General features: G+C 39.2%; 19 protein-coding genes. 12 read left to right on the forward strand and 7 right to left on the reverse strand.

Annotation, left to right across the window (positions count from 1 at the left end; genetic code table 11):
- Positions 1 to 386 precede the first annotated feature (386 nt).
- From HG267_RS27155 to mnmH, 3 genes are all read left to right on the forward strand, one after another.
- Complete coding sequence (locus tag HG267_RS27155; RefSeq protein WP_155539445.1) at positions 387 to 1,436, forward strand: hypothetical protein; 1,050 nt, start codon at positions 387 to 389, stop codon at positions 1,434 to 1,436.
- Between the two features lie 104 nt (positions 1,437 to 1,540).
- Positions 1,541 to 2,398 (forward strand): methylated-DNA--[protein]-cysteine S-methyltransferase, encoded by an 858-nt coding sequence (locus tag HG267_RS27160; RefSeq protein ID WP_228045384.1) that lies wholly within the window; start codon positions 1,541 to 1,543, stop codon positions 2,396 to 2,398.
- 578 nt (positions 2,399 to 2,976) lie between these two features.
- On the forward strand, positions 2,977 to 4,044 hold the full coding sequence (gene mnmH / locus HG267_RS27165) for a tRNA 2-selenouridine(34) synthase MnmH (protein ID WP_045872334.1): 1,068 nt from the start codon (positions 2,977 to 2,979) through the stop codon (positions 4,042 to 4,044).
- Positions 4,045 to 4,399: 355 nt separating this feature from the next.
- Here the strand turns inward: mnmH and HG267_RS27170 are convergent, their stop codons facing one another.
- The gene (locus tag HG267_RS27170) at positions 4,400 to 5,239 is read right to left on the reverse strand and encodes a prohibitin family protein (protein WP_045872335.1); all 840 of its coding nucleotides are present in this window, start codon (positions 5,237 to 5,239) and stop codon (positions 4,400 to 4,402) included.
- A 237-nt stretch (positions 5,240 to 5,476) separates the two neighbouring features.
- Between HG267_RS27170 and nfi the strand changes: the two genes are divergently transcribed.
- From nfi to HG267_RS27215, 9 genes are all read left to right on the forward strand, one after another.
- On the forward strand, positions 5,477 to 6,142 hold the full coding sequence (gene nfi / locus HG267_RS27175; protein WP_045872336.1) for a deoxyribonuclease V: 666 nt from the start codon (positions 5,477 to 5,479) through the stop codon (positions 6,140 to 6,142).
- A gap of 38 nt (positions 6,143 to 6,180) precedes the next feature.
- Positions 6,181 to 6,549, forward strand: a complete 369-nt coding sequence (locus tag HG267_RS27180) for a pentapeptide repeat-containing protein (RefSeq protein WP_045872337.1) — start codon at positions 6,181 to 6,183, stop codon at positions 6,547 to 6,549.
- 132 nt (positions 6,550 to 6,681) lie between these two features.
- Positions 6,682 to 7,272, forward strand: a complete 591-nt coding sequence (locus tag HG267_RS27185; RefSeq protein ID WP_045872338.1) for an FHA domain-containing protein — start codon at positions 6,682 to 6,684, stop codon at positions 7,270 to 7,272.
- A 139-nt stretch (positions 7,273 to 7,411) separates the two neighbouring features.
- The gene (locus HG267_RS27190; RefSeq protein ID WP_045872339.1) at positions 7,412 to 9,376 is read left to right on the forward strand and encodes an FHA domain-containing protein; all 1,965 of its coding nucleotides are present in this window, start codon (positions 7,412 to 7,414) and stop codon (positions 9,374 to 9,376) included.
- A 226-nt stretch (positions 9,377 to 9,602) separates the two neighbouring features.
- Complete coding sequence (locus tag HG267_RS27195) at positions 9,603 to 10,313, forward strand: GDSL-type esterase/lipase family protein (protein WP_194007732.1); 711 nt, start codon at positions 9,603 to 9,605, stop codon at positions 10,311 to 10,313.
- A 146-nt stretch (positions 10,314 to 10,459) separates the two neighbouring features.
- Entirely contained in the window at positions 10,460 to 10,894 is a 435-nt protein-coding gene (locus HG267_RS27200; protein WP_045872341.1) for a hypothetical protein, read from the forward strand.
- Positions 10,895 to 11,399: 505 nt separating this feature from the next.
- A complete protein-coding gene (locus HG267_RS27205) occupies positions 11,400 to 13,124 on the forward strand; it encodes an ABC1 kinase family protein (RefSeq protein ID WP_045872342.1) in 1,725 nt (574 codons plus the stop codon).
- 50 nt (positions 13,125 to 13,174) lie between these two features.
- Positions 13,175 to 13,549, forward strand: coding sequence for a hypothetical protein (locus HG267_RS27210; protein ID WP_045872343.1), 375 nt, complete (start codon positions 13,175 to 13,177; stop codon positions 13,547 to 13,549).
- A gap of 360 nt (positions 13,550 to 13,909) precedes the next feature.
- Complete coding sequence (locus HG267_RS27215; protein ID WP_045872445.1) at positions 13,910 to 14,794, forward strand: hypothetical protein; 885 nt, start codon at positions 13,910 to 13,912, stop codon at positions 14,792 to 14,794.
- A gap of 96 nt (positions 14,795 to 14,890) precedes the next feature.
- Here HG267_RS27215 and HG267_RS27220 read toward each other — a convergent pair whose 3' ends face one another.
- From HG267_RS27220 to HG267_RS27245, 6 genes are read right to left on the reverse strand one after another with little or no spacing between them, the layout of a single operon-like run.
- A complete protein-coding gene (locus tag HG267_RS27220; RefSeq protein ID WP_045872344.1) occupies positions 14,891 to 15,922 on the reverse strand; it encodes an Npun_R2821/Npun_R2822 family protein in 1,032 nt (343 codons plus the stop codon).
- A gap of 16 nt (positions 15,923 to 15,938) precedes the next feature.
- Positions 15,939 to 16,829 (reverse strand): Npun_R2821/Npun_R2822 family protein, encoded by an 891-nt coding sequence (locus tag HG267_RS27225; RefSeq protein ID WP_045872345.1) that lies wholly within the window; start codon positions 16,827 to 16,829, stop codon positions 15,939 to 15,941.
- A gap of 3 nt (positions 16,830 to 16,832) precedes the next feature.
- Positions 16,833 to 17,810 (reverse strand): Npun_R2821/Npun_R2822 family protein, encoded by a 978-nt coding sequence (locus HG267_RS27230; protein ID WP_045872346.1) that lies wholly within the window; start codon positions 17,808 to 17,810, stop codon positions 16,833 to 16,835.
- Positions 17,811 to 17,813: 3 nt separating this feature from the next.
- Positions 17,814 to 18,776 carry a glycosyltransferase family 10 domain-containing protein gene (locus HG267_RS27235; RefSeq protein WP_194007731.1) on the reverse strand — a complete coding sequence of 321 codons (963 nt, stop codon included), beginning with the start codon at positions 18,774 to 18,776 and terminating at the stop codon, positions 17,814 to 17,816.
- Between the two features lie 16 nt (positions 18,777 to 18,792).
- Positions 18,793 to 20,001, reverse strand: coding sequence for a glycosyltransferase family 4 protein (locus HG267_RS27240; RefSeq protein WP_045872347.1), 1,209 nt, complete (start codon positions 19,999 to 20,001; stop codon positions 18,793 to 18,795).
- Positions 19,994 to 22,324: an ATP-binding cassette domain-containing protein gene (locus HG267_RS27245; protein WP_045872348.1), complete on the reverse strand. Its 2,331-nt coding sequence runs from the start codon at positions 22,322 to 22,324 to the stop codon at positions 19,994 to 19,996. The genes HG267_RS27240 and HG267_RS27245 overlap by 8 nt, the downstream gene beginning before the upstream one ends.

Raw genomic sequence — 22,324 nt, forward strand, 5'->3', positions numbered from 1 at the left:
TTTCACCCGTTCTTCTTTTTTACCGTAACCAAATATTTTCAACCTCTGTGTTTATTTGTCACTCCCTCATAACTCAGATGAGCAGAAGATAAATTTTTTACGAATAATTGTCCAGCACTAATGACTCATAAAGATTGAACAGTTAGGATGAAATCATCCTTAAACTTTGTTTGAATTTTCTTTTAAAGCAGAACTTCCCCACAACAGCACTACTGACAAAATACGCAAAGCGCGATCGCTAATTCAGTAAATTTACTATATCCAAACATATGCAAAACCGAAATTATCCCCCGGCATACTTACGTTATCTTAAAGCCAGGTTACGGAATCTCAGCAGACCTAGCTTTTGGGGTACAGGAGTTTTTTTAGTTGTGCTTGGGATAGGAATGTGGCAATACTTGTCCAATCCAAATGTTTTGGCTGGTAAGTCACAATCAGAAGTAGCCTCGCCAAAAGTTTCTGACTCAGCACTGTCAGATGAAGACAGAGCTATGGTTGCAGACATTGATAATTTTCCCGTGTTAATTAAAGACTATGAACAAGCTATTTTGGCAGCCACTTTAAGTCTCCCACCGGAAAAACCAGCAGCCCAAAATAGCCCCAGTCTGTTTGAGGATGTTATCAGTAAACAATCTTCTACCACCAATGAAGCTAAATCAAATCCAGTTTTACCAACAGTAAATGACACATCTGCACCAAAGAATAACAATCCCTTTGTTGTACAAACCGAAAATTTATTGCAGATGAAGTCTGGTTATGGTGGTAGTCATTTGTTAGGTGCTAAATCTGTAACTGCACCCTTAGAAGAAACAGCAAGCGTCACCACCCCTTTGAATCAAGGGATGACATTAGTTAATCAAAGCGAAAAAAATCAAAATCCTGCTACTATCAGCCCTTTACAAACTGCTATTAATCAAGCCCCAACTCAAAATCTCTCTGGTTACAACAACACAGCTTCTAGTTCCACAAATATCATGGGAACTTCTGCCTACAGCAATTTCACATCAACCAATCAAAATCTCTCTGGTGCTGCCAATCCTACAAGTATGATGGGAACTAGCTCTAACAACAATGCAACACCAGTCACTAGCAATATATATAGTCAGCCTTTACCTGTTAACAATAACTTAAATACAGGTACAGTTTACTCTCAACCAACAGCCACAAACTTGCCCCAAAATTCTTACGCTAACTTTAATAACAGTCAGACATTAACTAATGGAATACAAACAACATCAGTGACACCATCCGTTAGTTCGACTACAACCACCAACATTTCACCATACTCTACGCCATCTCAAATTCCTAACGTTGTCAATAACTCAACCTCGTCAGTATATGGCAATTATGGTGTACAGCAGTCTCAGATATCTCTTCCTCGCCCCACACCTGGGCCTTATGGTGGAGTGCAGATTAACGGCTACACATATCCTTAAGAATTATTACGCATATCAACCGCAAGAAACGGGTGGCTTTCTATTGACAACATCGGTAAATTGAAGAATGCCAAGACTTCTTGAATTCAACCTAGATGATTGCGATGAAGACTGTAACTGCCCATGACAGCGGAGATTATCAGCGGATTGCTCAGGCGATCGCATTTATGCGCCAATCCCATCTCCACCAGCCGGATCTGGCTACAGTTGCCCAGCACATAGGTTTAAGTGAGTATCATTTCCAACGGATGTTTACTCAGTGGGTTGGCATAAGCCCTAAGCGGTTTTTGCAATATCTCACAGTTGAATATGCTAAATCACAAATTACCCGAACCAAAAGCTTACTAGATTTAAGCTTAGATGTAGGCTTGTCGAGTCCGGGAAGATTACATGACTTATTTGTCAACTTAGAAGCAATGTCCCCTGGTGAATTTAAAGCAGCCGGAGCAGGCTTGCAAATTCGCTATGGTATTCATGAAACGCTGTTTGGCAAAGCTCTGATCGCTACGAGCGATCGCGGTATTTGCAATCTGTATTTTTTAAATGGCACAGATGAGCCAAATGTCCAACAAACACTTCAGCAAGAATGGCCAAAAGCTGAGATTATCCAAAATCAACAAGTAACTCAACCATTGCATGACTTGATTTTTGACTCAGTGAGCTTCACAGAACAAAAACCCTTAACGCTTTTGGTTAAAGGCACTAATTTTCAGATTCAAGTTTGGCGCGCACTTTTGAGAATCCCCTTTGGGGGTCTGACAACTTACCAAAGTATTGCGGAAATAATTGGCCTCCCAACTGCTGCGCGAGCCGTTGGCAATGCTGTAGGCAAAAATCCCATCTCCTACCTCATCCCTTGCCATCGTGTGATTCGCGAGTCTGGAGAACTTGGTGGCTATCGTTGGGGTTTGGAGCGAAAGACTATTCTGTTAGCTTGGGAAGCTAATCGTAGAGTTGTATAAAATTTCTAGGACAAATTTTATACAATCTGATTGTTGAAGCGTAGCTTTTTCTTTTTTGAGAGAATTGGTCTGACCCCTAATACCGCGATCGCTGACTACGGATACAATGACTTTAGTTGTTTTTTATCCTAAAACTAGTTCATTGAAGCTGCTAAATTTCCATTGGCGATCGCTAGTTAGATTTCACCACTAAAATTTCCATAATCTATCGAAGCTTCTGGTGTTAGCCCTATTCTTACCAATTATTATCACCGAGCCAGAAGTGCGATCGCCTCATTAACTATTTATGATGTTAATAAATTTAGCAGTAGTATCTTTTGCTGACCATAAATAGTTGATAACAGAGGCTATATAGTGAGTTTTAAAAGATGCAATTGTGCTTTCCCCGAAAAAGTCAAAACCGCAAAAATTATTTTCTCTGTTAAAAATTTTCCCTTGGTATTTGCAAACAAGATTTTTAAGTCTTCCAAGTTTTGTTTTGAGACTTTACATAGATTCATTTAAATTTACCTAAGTACAGAATACCCCCATTAAACTTATGGGAGTGCCACAATTGAAGAAGCGAGAATTTAAAGACTATGTCATCTTCAGTTACATATACGCGTCTGCCTTGGGCTGAAACTTACAGTGAAATTATTGATGTTCGTTCGCCTAGTGAATTTATAGAAGACCACATTCCTGGCGCGATTAATTTACCAGTCTTGAATGATGCTGAACGCGCTGAAGTCGGAACAATTTATAAACAAGTTTGCACTTTTACAGCGCGAAAAATTGGTGCGGCTTTAGTAACGAGAAATATTTACCAACATCTCAGCCAGCACTTTGCTGCTAAAGACCCAGACTATCATCCTTTAGTGTACTGTGGACGAGGTGGGCAGCGTTCCATTAGCATGGCTGCGGTACTGACACAAATTGGTTGGCAAGTGACTGTAATTGATGGCGGATACAAGACTTATCGTAACTACGTCCGCCAGCAAATAGAACATTTACCAGCACAATTTAACTATCAGATGTTATGTGGTTTAACTGGTACTGGTAAAACCCATATTTTAGAAAAAATCCGTCAACGTGGCGCACAAGTTTTAGATTTAGAAAGTTTAGCTAATCATCGCGGTTCTCTTTTGGGCGGACAATGGCCAGGTAAGCCGATATCCCAACCTTCACAAAAATACTTTGAATCTCTCCTAGTACAACATCTGCAACAGTTTAATCCGCAGCAAGTAGTTTGGATTGAATCAGAAAGTATCAAAATTGGGCAAATATATTTACCTCAATCCTTGTGGCAGAAAATGAGACAGGCTAATTGTGTAGAAATTCAACTACCAATAGCTGCTAGAGTCCAGTTCTTGTTACAAGAATATCCCCACTTAATTACCCATCCTGATGTCTTAAAACGCAAGCTAGAGAAACTCAAAAATCGCTGTGGTTGGGAGAAATTAAGTCAGTGGTATCAATTAATTGATGCTGGTAATTGGGAATCTTTAGTGCAAGATATATTGGATTGCTATTACGACCCCATTTATAACCACTCAACAAAGAGTTATTTTAGTAAAGCTTACAGATTTTTATCGATTCCCGATTTATCGGATTGTAGTATTGAGAATGTGCTAGATTCTTTGTTGCCCAATTATGTGGCAATACAATGAAAATATGTTAATGGATGGTGTAATGGATGTAATGAATAATATGAATCACTATTGTTTGTTACATCCTCTACAAAATCTGCTAAATTTGATTTGATTTCTGAAACTGTTTGCTGAGAAATAAAACAGGAAACAGAAAAGAAGAACTAATATTTTGTTCGGTTAAATATTTATCGCTAGAAATAAACGTAGGATGCGTTACGCTATCGCTAACGCATCCTACCATCTAAAAGAAACAATGTTTGTAGGGTGAGCACTATCCGATATTTCACTTGGACATTGATGAAAAGTAGCGTTCACCCTTGTATTTTGACGTTAGAGACGCGATTAATCGCGTCTCTACAAATCGTAAACAAAACTATCGATTTGGCGTGCTAGAGAGATTACTAGGATTAATATTGATTAATGGCACTGAACCATTACCACCCATCACTGTAGGAAAACGTCCATCCCACTTTTCAATTGCTTGTTTCTGCAATAATTCTGCGGTTAAGGTTTGTCGCTGTAATCTTTGTGCTTCTGCTTGACCTTTAGCGCGGTTAATTTCTGCTTGTGCTTCTTGAGTCGCTTTTTTAGCAATAAATTCTGCTTGTTTAGCCTCTTGTTCAGCTATTTGTTTTGATTCAATAGCTTTACTAAACTCTGGCGAAAAGGAAAAATTGACTAGAGAAACATCATCAACCATTAAACCATAAGCTGATAGTCTATTTTTGAGATTGCTATCAATCTCTTCTTTCAGTTCTGTTCTTTTAGTAATGATTTCTTCTGCTGTTTTTTTGGCTGTGGCTGCTTTCAAAACTTCAGATACAGCAGGCGTAATAATCCCAGTAATAATTTGTTGTTGGTCTCCGACTTGTTGAAAAACTTTATTGACTCGTATTGGATCAACGTGCCAGTTAACAGCTAGTTCGGTAGTAATTTTTTGCAGGTCTTTAGAAGCTGCGTCTGATTCAAAAGTATTTTGCTGTACCCGCACGCTTAGTTTTTTGATTGAGGTCACCATTGGTATCATAGGATGCAGTCCCTCATCTAAAACCTGATCCTGGACTTTACCAAACTTCATGACAACGCCTCGTTCCCCAGCATTTACAATCGTGAAAGGACGAAAAATAAATGCCACTATCAATAGAAATATGCCACCAACAATATAGGAACTGAACTGGAAAGCATTTGCCGGATTTGGGATGTGGTTACGCATGGCTATTTTTTAATAGTAATTTTTGACTAATTACTAACCTCAGTAAGTTAACATTATCAAACCTAAACTAGTTAATAGTTTGCCGATTCTCACAGTGAGACAAATAAATAATTTTGATAGTTTAACTTTAGCCAAAGGGTACAAAGAATTTTAAGTTGATGACAACAGTAGCTACACTGTTGCTAAGGGAGATTTCGGTAAAATAGCCTTTAATTTTTGTTAAGTAAAATATTTATTATGAAGATTTATCAACAACATGATTGGCCCCAGACTCTAGAAGAAGCGATCGCAATCCAAGAAAAATTGCGAAACCAAACAATAATAGAAGATAAACTGCCAGAAACCATTAAATATGTTGCAGGGGTAGACATGGGCTTTGAAGCGGACGGTACAATTAGCCATGCTGCTGTAGCAGTGCTGAGTTTCCCCGATTTGCAAATAGTGGAGACAGCAGTAGCGCGCCGTCCTACCTCCTTTCCTTATATTCCCGGTTTTCTCTCATTTCGCGAAATCCCAGCTGTACTGGATGCTTTAGAAAAGGTAAAAATTCTACCAGATATAATTCTTTGCGACGGTCAGGGAATAGCTCATCCCCGCAGACTGGGTATAGCTAGCCATTTAGGATTGTTAATAGATATGCCAACAATCGGCGTAGCAAAATCCTTATTGATTGGCAAGTATGACGAAGTTCCAGAAACCAAAGGCAGCTGGCAACCTTTAATACACCAAGGTGAAACAATTGGCGCAGTTTTACGCACGCGCACAGGCGTAAAACCTTTATATATTTCTAGTGGTCATCGAATTAGCTTGCCTACAGCAATCGACTATGTACTACGCTGCACCACTAAATATCGACTGCCAGAAACTACACGCATTGCTGACAAGTTAGCATCTTCAAGATAAAGCGATGACAACCACTTGTGAAAAGGTCAATACAATTCATGGATGCTGAGAAGATTAAACAGCTTTATGCTGCTGGTGAGAGATATTTTCCTGCTGCCAACCTAATTAAAGCTAAACTGATTGGAGCTTCTTTACCTGGGATAAATTTATGGGGAGCAGACTTGAGTAGTGCTAACCTAGCTAGAGCTAAACTTTGGGGAGCAGATTTGAGTAGAGCCAACTTAGCCAACGCTAATTTGACTAGAGCTAATTTGTGCGGTGTAAAGCTAAATGAAGCAAATCTGCGAGGCGCTAAACTCAACTTCACCAAGTTGTATGGAGCAGATTTAACAGGTGCTTATTATGACGAAACCACCCGATTCTCTAAAGATTTTGACCCCATCAGTAGAAATATGCAGAAATTTTGACGATCAGCGTTAGAACTAAACACAAATCTGATTTAAAGTTTTTTCTAAACACTTGCTTGCTTGTGCCCAATCGTGTTAGGAATCGCACAGAAAGGAGTTGAAGTAACTAAATAAAAGTTACTAGTTATAACGATGAATGCACTAACTTTACAGTGGCATGATGCAGGTCAAGATAAAACCCAGAATATTTACGAACAACAGCCTAGCAAGAACCCTGGCACTGTCCGCATCGGTCGAGATCCACTCCGGTGCGACATTGTTGTCAGTAACCCTACCGTATCAGGTTTACACGTAGAAATATTTTTTAATAGCCAACAGCAAAAGTTTTACATTAGAAACTTGCGATCGCAAAATCCGCCCCTAGTAGATAGACAACAACTAACCCAAGGTGAACTGCCTTTAAGAGAAGGTAGCATGATCCAATTGGGGCAAATGGAACTTAGAGTCACTAATATTTTAATTAACAGTATTCCGCCCACAATTTTGACACCACCAACCCCGCCAGTAGTCAGTAACCAGCCTACATGGCCACCAATCAACCAGCAGCCACAGGTGCAACCGAGATATCACCAGCACCCACCCGCACCCCCACCAGGAATTTATGGCTTAGAATGTCCCAAATGCCACAAAGTCTCTCCCCCGGAAAATCTGCAAGTTGGCTGTCCCTGGTGTGGAACATCCTTAGCAGCAGCAGTTAGTGTGCTAGTTGCACCGAATCATTAGGATGAGGGAGATGAGGAAGCAGAGGAAGCAGAGGGAGCAGACGGAGCAGGGGAGCGTACAAGAAGACTAATACTCCATGCCCCATGCCCCATGCCCAATGCCCCATGCCCAATGACAAACACTAAATGCCAAAGACCAAATGCCAAATTTACAAATTCTATTAAGTTGGGATGATCCAGCTACGGGGGAACGGCGAGAACCCAGGTTGAGTGTACCAATCGCTTTTGGGCGAGAATTCGCTAGGTTACCAGATCAACTCAGGGGAGAGCGTGTCTCGCGAATGCTGCTGAATAGTAATGAAGTTTCGCGCTATCATGCCTTGATTGATTGGGAACAAAATCAACTGGTGGTGATTGATCAAGGTAGTGTCAATGGTTTATCTGTCAACGGTCAACGACAAACACGCTCTGTTTTGAATAACGGTGATACCCTACAAATTGGGCCATACATGATCACCGTGAACTTTAGTATTAATGCACTAGCACCCGCACCAGTTACTAGCCCACCTTCAACTATTCACTTTAATCCCAATACCAATATTCCAGATCCTAGTTTGCCGTCTGTACGGCCTGTAACACCGCTAGGTAGTAATTTTCCACCTCCAGCATTTCAGGCGCAACAAGTTGACGTGCAAGCACTTCATGCTACAGGCTTACCTGTGGATGAATGTGATTATCTGGCAGTTGGTGCGGGACTTGGCAGTTTTATTTGGACTGATTTACTGCGAATTAGCGGTGTGCGTGCTGACAAAATTGTTGCTTTGGGATTAGAAGCAGAGCCTTATGCACGATACAAGCGCCTCTGCTTGAATTCGCAAATTCCTTTATATGAAAGATTAAGGTCTAATTCTGATTCTTGCCCTGATAACATTTGGGGCTGGCCTAGTTATGCTTTACGGGAAGCTTGGCATGATATTACTCAAGGCAAACCCAATTCCGCATTCAGGTATTTATGGCAAGTATTTGCAGAACCTACATTTATAGAAACTTATACCCCAAGAGCTGGTAATGTTTTTGATTCTATAGATAGGGAATGCCGACGCATTGGTTGGCAACAAATTTATCGTTATGGGCGAGTTAGAGCTATTCGCAAAACTGCAGATGGTAGATATTGCGTAGCCTATTCTCGCGGGACGAGAGATTATGCTTTTTTTGTATCGCGTTATTTACACTTAGCAACAGGTTATCCCGCAATTCAGTTTTTACCAGATTTACAAGCTTATCGAGAAAAATATCAAGACTTCAAAGCTGTTGTGAATGCTTATGAGGAACATGATCATGTTTATCAACAGCTAGAACAACAGGGTGGAATTGTATTGTTGCGCGGGCGGGGAATTGTGGCTTCGCGGATTGTGCAGCGAATTTATGAGGCACGCAAGAAAAATCGCAATATTACAGTTTTGCATTTAATGCGATCGCCTAAACCCCAAGGTAACAAATTCCAAAAAGCCCAACGTTTAGTCAAAAATCATTACGAATTTCAACCCTTTAACTGGCCTAAAGCCTGTTGGAGTGGGGAACTACGGGTAATGCTAGAAAAAGCCACTCCTGATGAACGCAAAAGTCTACTCGCAGACTGGGGTGGTACTACTACTGCTGATCGCCATGATTGGCAGCAGATTACCGAACAAGGTTTAAGGGAAGGTTGGTATCAAATTACCTTTGGGGATGTGCTGGATGTAGAACGGGGAAGCCAAAACCGCACTATTAGCCACATCCGTGAAAAAGGCTTGGGAGAAATGAAGCTGGAGGCTGATTTTATTGTTGATGCTACAGGTTTAGATGCCAAAGTCCAAACCAATCCCCTATTAGATGACCTAGTAAAGCATTACAACTTACCACTTAATCACCTAGGGAGATTAGTTGTTGCCAACAATTTTGAGTTAGCCCAAATGCGTAACACCAAAGGTCAAATGTATGCGGCTGGCGCAATTACCCTTGGTGGCCCCTATGCAGCAGTTGATAGTTTCTTGGGTTTGCAGTACGCCGCCTTAGTCGCTGTGGAAGCACTCGCTAATTCCCGTGCGCCAGGAGTCAAGCATCTAAACGCCTTCAATTCTTTTAGCCAGTGGTTGAAATGGGTGTTTAATCAGTCGCCAATTTAGTGCTGAGTTGAAGAGACGCGATGAATCGCGTCTGTACAAGAGTCAAGAGTTATTCCCCTTCCCTGCCTAAATAGTGTTCGCGTAGCGTCCCGCAGGGATGGCATATTTTTTACTTGGAAGTCCCCAACTTCATCAACTCTTTCCAAAGTAGAGAGTAGAAATATACTTTGTAATGGTGTAGAAATGTATAGAATCTTGTAAAGATATAAAATAAAGTCTTTTTAAGATGCAAACATTCGAGCGACCTTCCTCAATGCAGCTGTCCATAGCACCAACCCATTGTCAGCCTTTGAAGATTATCGCACTAGGAGATAGCATAGTTTATGGCTTTGGCGATCCGGAAAGAGGAGGCTGGGTAGAACAACTAAGGCGATACTGGATGTTACCCAATAGTTCCGGCCATATTCTTTATAACTTGGGAGTCAGAGGCGATCGCACTCAACAAGTCGCCCAAAGGCTAGAAGTTGAATTTCGCCATCGGGGTGAACTGCGAAATCGTGTCCCTGATTTAATTATTTTGTCTGTAGGGGTAAATGATTCAGCGCGGTTATCTCGCCCTAATGGACGTAATTATACAGATTTTGCTTTATTTGAATCTCAAATCGCTGAATTACTAGAACAAGCACAACAACTTTGTTCTGTAGTATTTGTGGGTATGGTTCCAGTTGATGAAGCCAAAATGCCCTTTCTCGATTGTTTCTACTACAATCACGCCGATCAGTATCGCTATAAAGAAGCTACGAAAATAGCTTGCGATCAACGCCGGATTCCTTATCTCGATATTTTCGACCAATGGATAGAACGTGGTGAAACCTGGTGGCGCAAGCGCATCAGTGACGACGGACTCCATCCCAATACCTTGGGTTATCAAGCTTTGCTAGACGATGTCATCACTTGGGACGCACTCAGCACCTATCATTCCCCTGTAGCAGTTTAAACAATATTTTCCATTTATTTTTACGAAAAGCTCCACAATCCTGTGGAGTTTTTTAATATGGGTATGATTCAAGTGCTGACAGTACTTTGTATGTATTGTTAATTTTGACTTTTGACTTTTGACTTTTGACTTCGGAGCGAAGCGACGTGACTCCCACATTATTTGGTCGTTGGCAAACTCGATTATTACTATTAGCAACAGTAGGCGTATTAGTATCATTACCCTTTGCAATGGGTTTAATTGGCCCTGGGCCTAACTCAGTTTATTTCTTGATACTTACCTATGTTGCCATTTTCGGTTTAGGTTGGGATGTACTTTATAACTATCTGCAAAAATTCCGTTGGGATAGAGACTGGCCCGCAGCTTATCAACTCTTTGCTGGAATTTGGGAATTTATCTTTGTTTATTGTGGTGTAAAACTGTTTGGCTTTTTACCAATCCCCATACCCAAAGAAGAACTTCCACCACATATTTTTCTTTTGCATTACAGTATCGTATGGCTAGCAGTGTTCTTTTCCTCCCAAAGCCTCATGCGGATCATTTTCCCTCGTTGGCGTTTCCGCGGCGGAGAGTGGCTGTAGATGTGACTGGGGACTGGGGACTGGGGACTGGGGACTGGTGACTGGTGACTGGTGACTGGTGACTGGTGACTGGTGACTGGTGACTGGTGACTGGTGACTGGTGACTGGTGACTGGTGACTGGTGACTGGGAGATGAGGGAGATGAGGGAGATGAAGAGGCAGGGGGAGAATAAATTACCAATGCCCAATGCCCAATGCCCAATGCCCCATGCCCAATACCCAATGCCCAAGTACTCCCACAGACAAAATTGTATTTTAAATTACACAAGTACCCAAAATCCTTACACAGCAGGAATATTTGTAGTTTTCTAAAGTATAATTAAGAAAAAGATAACAAAACCGCAACAGTAAAGTAGGCAAAATATAGCCGGAAAAACTACTCAGAAATGGGTAAGCCTTTATTGTGCATTATAAAAAATATCGGTATCCTATACCTGCATTTATTATGTAGTCTTGGAAACCAAGAAAAAGTGTCAATTTCCCAGTTGAAGAGGCAAATAAAAGCGTGGGTCAGTATCAATCTGCTCAGCTAAGGCGCTACAATCCAGACGCGATCGCTAGTTATTATCGTTACCGTCCCTGGCTAGCCTGGGGGCGAATACTGACAATTATCTGGTCTTTTGCTGGATTTATTATTAGTTTGAAGTGGGATGAATGGCAAAATCTAGAAGAGCAGAACAAGAGTAAACGCGCCACTCAATTACGAGAACTGCTCACTCGCCTTGGCCCCACTTTCATTAAAGTTGGTCAAGCCCTATCGACTAGGCCTGACCTAATACGTAAGGATTTCTTAGAAGAATTAGTCAAGCTGCAAGACCAGTTACCGCCCTTCGATAATGATTTAGCCTACCGAATTATCGAGGCGGAGCTAAATCGCCCAGTTCAAGAAGCATTTAGTGAACTGTCACCTCAACCTGTAGCAGCAGCTAGCTTGGGTCAAGTGTATCGTGGACGTTTGCTAAGTGGCGAAGAAGTCGCAGTAAAGGTGCAACGCCCTAACTTACGGCCAATTTTGACCAAAGACTTGTATCTGATGCGCTGGGCGGCTGCTTGGCTAGCGCCTTGGTTACCCCTAAATCTCGGTCACGACCTCACCTTAATTGTGGACGAGTTTGGCACCAAGTTATTTGAGGAAATCGATTACATCAATGAAGGTCGCAACGCGGAAAAATTTGCTCACAATTTCCGCGACGACCCCAGCGTCAAAGTCCCCAGTATTTATTGGCGTTATACTAATAGCCGTGTTTTAACCCTGGAATGGATTAACGGCTTCAAGCTAACAGATACTCAAAGCATTCGCGCCGCAGGTTTAGACCCAGAGGACATCATCAAAATTGGTGTGACCTCCGGTTTGCAACAGCTATTAGAACATGGATTTTTCCATGCAGACCCGCATCCAGGCAATTTGTTTGCGATGCCTGATGGTCGGATGGCTTACATAGATTTCGGGATGATGGATCAGCTAGAGGAAACCACTAAAGAAACTCTAGTAGATGCATTAGTGCATTTGGTGAACAAAGACTACTCTGACTTAGCAGCAGATTTCGTAAAGTTAGGTTTTCTCACACCAAACACAAATATTTGCCCGATTGTCCCAGCATTAGAATCAGTCTTAGGCAACGCCATCGGTAAAAATGTTGGAGATTTTAACTTCAAAACTATTACCGATGAATTTTCGGAATTGATGTATGAATATCCATTCCGGGTACCAGCGAAGTTTGCTTTAATTATTCGTTCTCTAGTTACCCAAGAAGGTATTGCTCTCAGTCTCAATCCCAATTTCAAAATTGTGGAGGTAGGCTATCCCTATATTGCCCGCCGCTTACTAACAGGCGAATCTCCCGAACTACGCCGACGGTTACTGAATGTGCTGTTTAAAGATGGTAAATTCCAGTGGCAGCGCTTAGAAAATCTAATTGCGATCGCACGTACCGACGGCAGTTTTGATGTGCTACCTACAGCCCAAATGGGACTGCAGTTTCTGCTGTCTGAAGAAGGTAAATTTCTGCGTCAGCAATTGGTGCTAGCAATCACGGAAGATGACCGTCTGCATACAGAAGAAGTTCAACGTCTGTGGAACCTAGTCAAAGATGACTTACAGCCAAATCGTTTATTGAATGTTGCGATCGGCTTTTTAACAGAGTTATCGAGAGAAGGTGCAGCCGCAATTCTACCAAGAGCAACATCATTTATGACTTTTGGTGGTAATTCAGCACTAAACCAAAACTAACAACTCAAACCACAATTACTTTTAAATTTCTCTGCCAATAAGGAGTTTTCATGTACTATTACCCTCTGCATCCACCGTATGTCCTACTAGTTGTTGGTTTATTAATCGCTATAACTTCTGGAATCGCCTTATCTGGTACTTTAAAAGTAATTGTTCAGAAATGGCCAAACAAGAGCGCAGAAAATATCAAACCGCCTTCCGCCTGGAAGCAACTGATTGTCCCATTTTTGGGCATCACAGGTGGTGTTTGCCTGTTTCTTTGTTCCGGTTTCGAGATATTTGGCTTTCCCCCAATCCTAGCTTTAGGTATTGGCTTGCCAATGAGTTTGTTCACTTGTTTGTTAGTTTGGTGGCAATTGGGAAGTATGCTGGAGTTTGTAGAACGCCAAGGTATGCAATCTCTGGATTTAGATTCTTTATCTTAGAGACCGCAAAATTTACTCCTACTATTAATAAAAATAGCTGCTAGACATCAGTATCTAGCAGCTATTTTTGTTTGTTATAAATGAATTCCCATCATCTAATACCATTTTGAAAAAAGGCTTTGATAATTATTACTTATTAACTGAAATGATAAATTACTGGGTAGTAATTTAATTTTTTAAATATTTACTATTTTGATATTTATTATTGCTGACTAATGAAAATTCAAGTTTCAAAATAGTTGCACAATACGTAATATCACCATAGCATGAATGTATTGTTTATGTAAAAATAATACTTAGTTAGATGCTCAGACAATAAAAATTCATACTTTTAGTATGTTATATAGCAACTTAAAACCAATGCAGCAAGAGCAACAAGAAGTTTGTTTTTGTACTTTAGCCTTAGGTGAAAGATACCGCTCTCATGCTCTCCTATTGGCTCAAGATATTGAGAAAAATTTACCAGGCATATATTTACTTATTTTAACAGATAAGCCCCAAGAATTTAGTAAATATCCTAATGTTCTAGCTTTTAAACATCAGCAGCAGAGTATTGGTTGTTACCATGATAAAAGATTTGTAATTGCCAAAGCTATATCACTATTTAATACTTGTATATTTGTAGATGCAGATATCAGAATATTAGATAAGTTTCTATCAGAAATGACATGGCTGCCTGGTATAACTGCTGTAAGTTGCACTAGTATTGCCAAGCATAATCAAGTTTATATTGATTCAGTAAATGATAAATATAAACCAAAGCGAAGTAGAGATATAGAAATTCTGCGAAAGTTAGCGAAAAAGCTAGATTTAGATTTAGAAGATACTAACATCCAGTTTGTGATGGAAATGCTATTTGTCATTACGAGGCAAGATGGAAAAGAAATAGAATTTCTCAAACACTGGAACAATATCGCACTTTACTGTGAGTTAAATGGATTTTATGGTGCAGAAGGCTATGCAATAGGAATGGCTGCTGCTAAGGCGGGGTTACAAGTTCAATGGGATGCTATGCAGGGGATTGTTTATTTTAAAGATTGGGTGCAAAGGCAGAAAATCAAAAAAGGTCAAGCAAATGCAGATGATACTTTAATTTATTTTCAGCAACATGAAACGATTGAATATCGCCAAAGCTCTATATTGCAAAAAATAAAGCGCAGACTTAAAAAATTTATTGGTTATTATTATCGTTATCTCTATTTAAGAATAGTAAGTTTGAATAATTTTAATTTTTATTACCGCTAATTACCACTAATAATAGTCTATAATCTTTCAGGTGCGTTAGCCAACGCTAACGCACCTGACTGAGCATTCATTTTACAATCTATGACATCCTATCTATCAAGTGATACTATCTCTAAAATTGCGATAATTGAGCTTAATATTGGCGATTTTTTGCTTGAAGAAATCTGTAGTATTTTGTTGCAACTTTAAAATCAAGCTGGGACGCTTAAAGCTTTGTGGTCTAGTTTCTGGTGATTTTAAATAACGATAATGTAAAAACACTTCTCGATACGGAATATTGATATATTCACCTGCACAAAGTTTACTAAAAGCTGATGCACCGATACTCATATAGTGTAAGTATGTTAGCCTTCTTCCTTGGTCGTAAAGAACATTTTCTAGAACATCAAATTTAGAACTCCAGTGATTACCAGTTGCCTTCTCATATTCATGACAAGCAAAATTATAATAAGAAATTCCACTTCTCAATACTAAGTAGTTAAATAAAGATTGGTCAGGGCCTCCTAAAGCCATGACATCCGCTTCACCAGACTTTAGTTTATTTAATAAACTTTCTAAAGTGGCTTGGGTAAAAATTTGTTTTTTTGCACCAAACCATCCTGCACAAAATATATGAGATGGTAATTTTTCTGTTGGAAAAATCTGTTGGATTAACTCTGATGGGCCATCAAACACATATTTCAAATCAGATTTATACTGAAAATCGTTTGTTACCCAATCATATTGATCTAACTTTAAATATATATAGTCAATAGGCCCCATTAATAGAGTATCAGCGTCAAAATAAATAAATCTATCAAATCCACCATCTAAGGCACATAATTTGCGATGCATAGGTAGACGATAGAGTTCTGGAAATCCCCATTCTCGCCAAGTTTTTTGTGCTCTGGGATAGTTCTCCCATACCTGTGTGGCAAAATTATCCCAGTAATCTATAGAAGTATAATCCTCAAATAAAGTTACATTATCTCTAGTTGCAACCTCTGCCTTAACTTTATCTAACTGCTCATTATATGGAATGACACAAACCGGAATTTTTCTGCCGGCGTTAGCTTCAATGCTATTGAGTAAAGCAACTAATTGGTCATAAACCACATCATTAGCGAGGGTATAAATACCATCTACCATGAAAGTACTCCTGATATTAATTGCGAGTAGCAACAAAGGGAAAGAAACGGCGAGTGAGTTTGGGGATAAAAGCAAATTTCCCCTCATGAAGGTAGCGATAATGTTCCCACAATTCCCAATAAGGGCTACCAGCTTTTATCTTAGTTCCCGCCCAATGTAGATATTTCAGTCGTTGTCCTCTGTCATGGAGGGTATATCCTTGCTGTTGAAAATTGCGAGAACCAGCCCAACTACCAGGCCCCCCGCCAGGAATTTTCACAAGATTACCGCGTTTGGCAATAAGTTTGAGAACCAAATAATTTAAAATTGGTTGGTCTGTAACTCCTTCGGTAAAATCGAAATATTCACGATGAGCAGCACATTCACGCAAAGTTTCATCCATCTGTTGCTCAGTAATAGCTCCCTTGCATGAAGCCCAAAAGCCACTGTTAAAAACATCTTCTAATTGCGTATCAGAAAAAATTTGCTGTTCTATTACTAATGGCGAAAAAATGTTGCGTAACTTGTCATTAGCATGATGATAATCGCAGCAGAAAAAATCGACTTCTGCAAGTTTGTCTAAATTGTCAGCAATTTTTTCAAAAACGACAATATCTGTATCAATATAAATAAATTCATCTAAAGGGCCAAACCATGCTACCAGCTTACGCATTTTGTTGGGTAAAGCCAGAAAATCTCGATCAAATATTTCACCTATGCGGTTGGTGAATTGCTCAATCAATTCTAAGTTTGGGAACAATTGGACATTATGTAAAGTGCTAAGTTTCTCTGCAACTTTGTGATAGTTTTCATTAAAAGGTATGAGATAAACTGGAACTTCCGGATCGTAAAATCGAATACTATTGAGTAAAGCGATCGCATTATCCATTACTCGGTCGTTAGCAACGATATAAATTCCCCTACTCATAAATTATCCTTGGTTAATTAATTTTAATTTTCTCAAAGCTCTAGTGAATAAATTTGGTGGTGGAGCGTCATAAGGTCTAGGGTGATCATGAAATAGTGGACGTTTTTCTGGCTCATGTAAGTAGCGATAGTAGAGAAATAAATCTCTATAAGGAAAATCAATATTCTCACCAGTACATACAGCTTGATGGATATTAGGAGGTACACCAATATAATGAAGATAAGTTAGTCGATTACCTTTGTCATAAAGAATATGCTCTTTTTCTTCAAAGTGCTTAGAGCCGACAGAACATCCTGTTACTTCATGAGATGGTAATTGTTGAGCAAAATTATAAATAGAAAGGTGAGATTTCATCACCATGTAGTTAATTAAAGGCTGTTCGCCAGCACCTTGATATAATATGTCTCTTTCATCATTTTGCAGAGACAGTATTAGAGATTTTATCTGCTCTTTTGAAAATACACCTTTTTTAGAAGCATAAAATCCAGAACAAAATATCTCTGAATTTATCCGTTCTTTGGCAAAAACTTCTAGTAATTGCGGAGAATCAACATTATATACTTTACTAACATCTTTAAATTGAAAGTCATAGACAACAAAGTCATAACTATCTAATTTTTGAAATACTGTTGCTAGTGAGTTCATCACTAAAGTATCAGCATCTAAATATATAAATTTCTCAAAGGGGCCATCAAAGGCACAAAACCGACGATGAGCGCCATAAAGTCGGGATTGACTACGATTCAATCTTTCTGGTGCAGCTGACACCATAAATTGATCCCAGTAATTTATAGATTCTTGGTTATTGTAAATAAATACATTAGGTCGCTTAGTAATTTCATCAGCAATTCGTTGTGTCTGGTCATCAAAAGGATAAATACAGACAGGAGTTTCAGAACCTAATATTGCATCAATACTGTTGAGTAAAGCTACCAATTGATCAAAAACATAATCATTCGCCAGAGTGCAAATACCATTCATATTTTATGAGTGTTGAGCTACAAAATTTGATAACCAATTCAGCAGATTGAGTTTATGTAAAATGATTTGACGTGCTTCTGCGATCGCATCTTTAGCTGCATACCACGCATCGGGAGTAGCAGTTACTTCTTGAATGTAAGCAAGACCTTTTTTATCTAAGCTAGGTAATCTTAAAAAACTACCAGGAGGTAATAATTTATCAGCAGCAGGGCCTCCATAGTAAATTGGTAAGCACCAAGCCAATAAACTATCCCAAAGTTTCTCACTGACATACCAATTATTACCAGTATAATTTTCAATCGCTAAGTTGTAAAAATATGGTGCCATTCCATACCATTTATTACTTAGTTCTCCGGTAATATTTGCCCATGCAGGTAAATTTCGACCGTACAAATCAAACTTCAATCCATTTGATTGTAAAGAACGTAAAAATTCTAAACGTTGGCGATGATTGGCTGTGCGACTAATTCCAGAAGTAATCCAACTACAAGTAGAAACTTTCGGAGGGCATGGCATTTCATCTAAATCCTGAAAGGAATTAGAATGGTACCAAATCGCAGGCATATAATCGGGAGTTGGAGCAAAGTCATCGGGGCCAGAAACATAGCCACAATAATTTTGAGCTTGCTGATAATTACGATTAGTAATCTCGATAATTTCCTCTAACGGTGGTTCCCTCAATAAATACATAATTCTTTCTTTACTCACACCACGAAGTAAAGAATTAATATCTACTGTTGTTGACTCTGCTTGACGTTTACGGAACTTATCTAACCAAGATTGTTGGGGAGATGGTTGGATAAAATCAAACTGATACATGAGTAGAAAATCTGGTTTAACTTCTGGCGCACGCATTTGGATATTTCCCCACATTCCAAATGGCTTGGGACTTTGCTGCCACAGCCAATCGGCTCTATTTTCTAGACCTCGATAGCTGCTAATCATCCCGATAGTTTTAATATTCATAATTAATTAAAAGTACTTAAGCAATTAAGGGCGGAAGCAAAGATTTATCAACGTAACTTAAAATTTTAGCGGCTCGATTTTCCCAAGAAAACTGCTGAACGAAATTTATACTATTGGCATAACCTTCTACTTTCCTGGGATGAGTTTTTAAAAGATGCTGCAGAGATTCAGCAAATTTTCTCGGATTATCAGGCTCACACCAAGCAGCAATAGCTGAGGTATTTTTAAATTCCATTAATGAAGGAATTTCTGTAGCGATAATGGGAGTTCCAGAAGCAAAATAATCAAATAATTTTAATGGAGATGTGAAAGTTGCAGCTGCTCCTAAACAATGGGGATGAGCTAAAATATCTGCGGCTTGGAGTAAAGATGCTAATTCATGGTGCAAGATATAGCCCAAAAATTTAATGTTGTGAACTTGTTTTTCTTGAGCTAATTTTTCATAATGTTCGACTTCAGTTGTATTACCACCTGCACAAACAAATTGTACATTTGGCATTTCGCTAGCTACCTCAATTAAGACATCAATACCTTTAAATTGCCGTAAACCTCCGGCATAGACTACTAAATGTGAATGTTGTTGTAATAATTTATTACGCCATTCTGCTGCCTTTTCTGGTTGTCTCTGCATAAATAAGCGATTAAAGCCATTGTGTAACTTAATCACTTTTTCTGGTGGCATACCATATTTAATCATTGATTCACGAATGGTATCGGCAACGGTAACTGCAATTTGAAACAGTGGATGATTGATAATTTCCGGCTCAAATTGCTTATCTTCATGATGGTGATGTTCGTAAATTGCTGGCACACCATTTTTAATGGCAGCTTTGACAAAATTCCAGTTGCGACTATGAACAAGTTTGGTAGTTGGCAGGATATGAAACGGAAAATAATATTTACAGGCAATGGTGTTGGAATTAGTAAATTTATAGTGTAGTTTATCAATGGGCCAAGGCATAGCTAAAGGAGCAACCTTTAACTTGTCATGCAGGTTGTAATATTTAATCAGTTCTATGGGTGTTGGTCGAGGTTGAAAAGGCAGCAGTAAATTAACTGGATTTAAAGTCTTGATTTGTGTTTCTGGATAAACTAAAACAGTTGAGTACCCGAGATTTGCTGCTCCGTTAGCTGCATTTGTAGATTGCACTAAATGAGCTTCAGGTTTTGGTAGGGTTTCGCCAACAAAAAATATATAGTGCTTCTTTAAAGCTGTTTTATTCATAACTATAGTTAGTAATAATATCTTCGAGGTTTTCCAATTTATCTAATAAATATATAGAAGATTGATAAGATTCTGATAGTAATTGATTTTGCTCTTCTGGGGTGGCTGATGTTTTATCTGCAAGAGAACGGATAGAACTGCGGATAAGATTGAGCGAAGTCCGAAAATCATAAGACATTTGAATCAAACTTGGTGGTTGGATAATTAAGCTGTTCGGATTTTGCTCAACAACTGGAAGTAAACTTTTGTTCGTTTTCAAGTTAACAATATCGTCAAAAATATCAATAATATTCAGAATTCTCCAGGCTGATTTGTAGGTTTCTTCAATGATTTCGTGGCGCTCTTCAACATCATCTATCAGCTCCTCAAGTAATAAGTTGAGGAATCCAATCATTGAGTTCAGTTGTGTCCGAATTTCGTGCGAAATGCGGACTAAGCTTGGATTGTATTGAGTAACGACCTCAGGATAGGTAACCTGCGCTGAGTATTTCCGCATAGCACTGAGGATTTTTAACCTTGGCGAGTTCTTATCAGGACGATCGCTAAATTGCATTGAATAGAGGCGCGAGTAAAAACCACCTTTTTCTAACAATTCTTCGTGGGTACCTGTCTCTACTACTTTTCCATGATCTAAGACTGCTATTTGATCGGCTTTTTGGACTGTAGATAGACGGTGAGCAATTACCAAAGTTGTGCGATCGCGGCTGAGATCATCTAGCGCACTTTGAACTAGGCGTTCGGAAACAGTATCTAAGGCGCTGGTGGCTTCGTCGAGAATTAGAATTTCTGGATTTTGCACTAAGGCGCGAGCGATCGCTAATCTTTGCCTTTGTCCTCCAGATAACATGACACCGCGATCGCCAATTAAGGTATCAAATTCTTGTGGCAATTTAATAATAAACTCGTATGCGTTCGCCTGTTTGGCAGCCGCGATAATTTCCTCTTCGCTAGCTTCCGGTCTGCCATAGGAAATGTTATTTCGTACTGAGTCATTAAACAGAAAGGTATCTTGACTAACAATCCCCATCCGTTTTCTTAGGGATATAACATCAAATTCCCGCAAGTCTTTACCGTCAATAGTAATGGAGCCAGCTACTGGGTCATAAAATCTGGGTAACAAGTCTGCTAAAGTTGATTTCCCTGCTCCAGAACCGCCTACTAATGCCAGAGTTTTACCACGGGGTAAATCTAATGTCACATCTTGAAGCACCAACTTTTCATGACCAGGGTAGTTAAAGGACAATGAATTAAAACTGACTCCCTTTTCTAATTTTGTATATGTCAGCTCACCGTTGCCCATGAATGGCTTGTTAGTGAAGCTTAAAAATTCACTTACCATGTCCACACTAGTAGATGTGCTGGCAAAACTACTGCGAATGGAATTGAGTTGCGAAATTAATGGCAGTACCCGCAATAAAACCAATAAATAGGTTAAAAGTACAGCAGAAAGAGATACTATCTGATCGGCAAAGAAAATTTTACTTAATAAGACAATCAGCATTAAAGCTGAAACTCCCATGACTTCACTCAAAGGCCCGATCGCTTCTGAGTTAACTTGAGATTGAAAATCTGCCTTTTCACGCGCACGAATTAGCTTTTTAATATGTTGAAATTCTCTGGATTCGTTGCCTGTTGACTTAACTAAGCGAATACCATTGAGGACTTCTAATAAAGAAATTGAATATGCACTAGACATTTCACTCAGCTGCTTGCCAAACTTTCGAGAACGAGTAATAGCAGACTGGTTGATTAAAGTTACTAAAGACAGCAACAGTGTAGAAATAATTGTCAATTCCCAAGATATTGACAGTAATAACCCAATAAAAACAAAGATGGTAATTGAGAGTATTATTAATCTAATAGTACTGCCTAAAGTACTCGCTGTACGTCCAATTTCCCCACCTAGTTTATTAATTAAATCGCCAACTTTTGTTTTGGCATAATAATCTATATCAACGTCCAATAATAACTTTAATCCAGCTTCTCGCATATCTGATGTCAGCATTCTGCTTAAAGAGCTAGATGCTAAACTTCCAGTATAATTTGCTAAGTTTTTTAAAAATATTGTGAAAATAATCGCTCCAGCCATCACCCCAACACGGTAATTTTCTGGAACTTTATCAAAAGGAGACATAATAGCTGTTAAAAGCTTTGGCGCATTGGTTAAATCTACTTCTTGCCCGACAATTCTTAAAATTACTGGCACAATTAAAGTTGTACTTATACCATTAAATAATGCTCCGGAAAAGCCTAAAATTATTGTCAAAATAATCAAACCAGGATAAGGCTTGGCAAATCTGAGTAGCAATTTTTTGGTAGACAT

Source organism: Tolypothrix sp. PCC 7601 (assembly GCF_025677855.1).
GTDB lineage: Bacteria > Cyanobacteriota > Cyanobacteriia > Cyanobacteriales > Nostocaceae > Aulosira > Aulosira diplosiphon.

Bases quoted from the DNA above. Each gene is read 5' to 3' on its own strand.
- HG267_RS27155 (WP_155539445.1), top strand. From the start codon at position 387: ATGTGGCAATACTTGTCCAATCCAAATGTTTTGGCTGGTAAGTCACAA.
- HG267_RS27160 (WP_228045384.1), top strand. From the start codon at position 1,541: ATGAAGACTGTAACTGCCCATGACAGCGGAGATTATCAGCGGATTGCT.
- mnmH (WP_045872334.1), top strand. From the start codon at position 2,977: ATGTCATCTTCAGTTACATATACGCGTCTGCCTTGGGCTGAAACTTAC.
- HG267_RS27170 (WP_045872335.1), bottom strand. From the start codon at position 5,239: ATGCGTAACCACATCCCAAATCCGGCAAATGCTTTCCAGTTCAGTTCC.
- nfi (WP_045872336.1), top strand. From the start codon at position 5,477: ATGAAGATTTATCAACAACATGATTGGCCCCAGACTCTAGAAGAAGCG.
- HG267_RS27180 (WP_045872337.1), top strand. From the start codon at position 6,181: ATGGATGCTGAGAAGATTAAACAGCTTTATGCTGCTGGTGAGAGATAT.
- HG267_RS27185 (WP_045872338.1), top strand. From the start codon at position 6,682: ATGAATGCACTAACTTTACAGTGGCATGATGCAGGTCAAGATAAAACC.
- HG267_RS27190 (WP_045872339.1), top strand. From the start codon at position 7,412: ATGCCAAATTTACAAATTCTATTAAGTTGGGATGATCCAGCTACGGGG.
- HG267_RS27195 (WP_194007732.1), top strand. From the start codon at position 9,603: ATGCAAACATTCGAGCGACCTTCCTCAATGCAGCTGTCCATAGCACCA.
- HG267_RS27210 (WP_045872343.1), top strand. From the start codon at position 13,175: ATGTACTATTACCCTCTGCATCCACCGTATGTCCTACTAGTTGTTGGT.
- HG267_RS27215 (WP_045872445.1), top strand. From the start codon at position 13,910: ATGCAGCAAGAGCAACAAGAAGTTTGTTTTTGTACTTTAGCCTTAGGT.
- HG267_RS27220 (WP_045872344.1), bottom strand. From the start codon at position 15,922: ATGGTAGATGGTATTTATACCCTCGCTAATGATGTGGTTTATGACCAA.
- HG267_RS27225 (WP_045872345.1), bottom strand. From the start codon at position 16,829: ATGAGTAGGGGAATTTATATCGTTGCTAACGACCGAGTAATGGATAAT.
- HG267_RS27230 (WP_045872346.1), bottom strand. From the start codon at position 17,810: ATGAATGGTATTTGCACTCTGGCGAATGATTATGTTTTTGATCAATTG.
- HG267_RS27235 (WP_194007731.1), bottom strand. From the start codon at position 18,776: ATGAATATTAAAACTATCGGGATGATTAGCAGCTATCGAGGTCTAGAA.
- HG267_RS27240 (WP_045872347.1), bottom strand. From the start codon at position 20,001: ATGAATAAAACAGCTTTAAAGAAGCACTATATATTTTTTGTTGGCGAA.
- HG267_RS27245 (WP_045872348.1), bottom strand. From the start codon at position 22,324: ATGTCTACCAAAAAATTGCTACTCAGATTTGCCAAGCCTTATCCTGGT.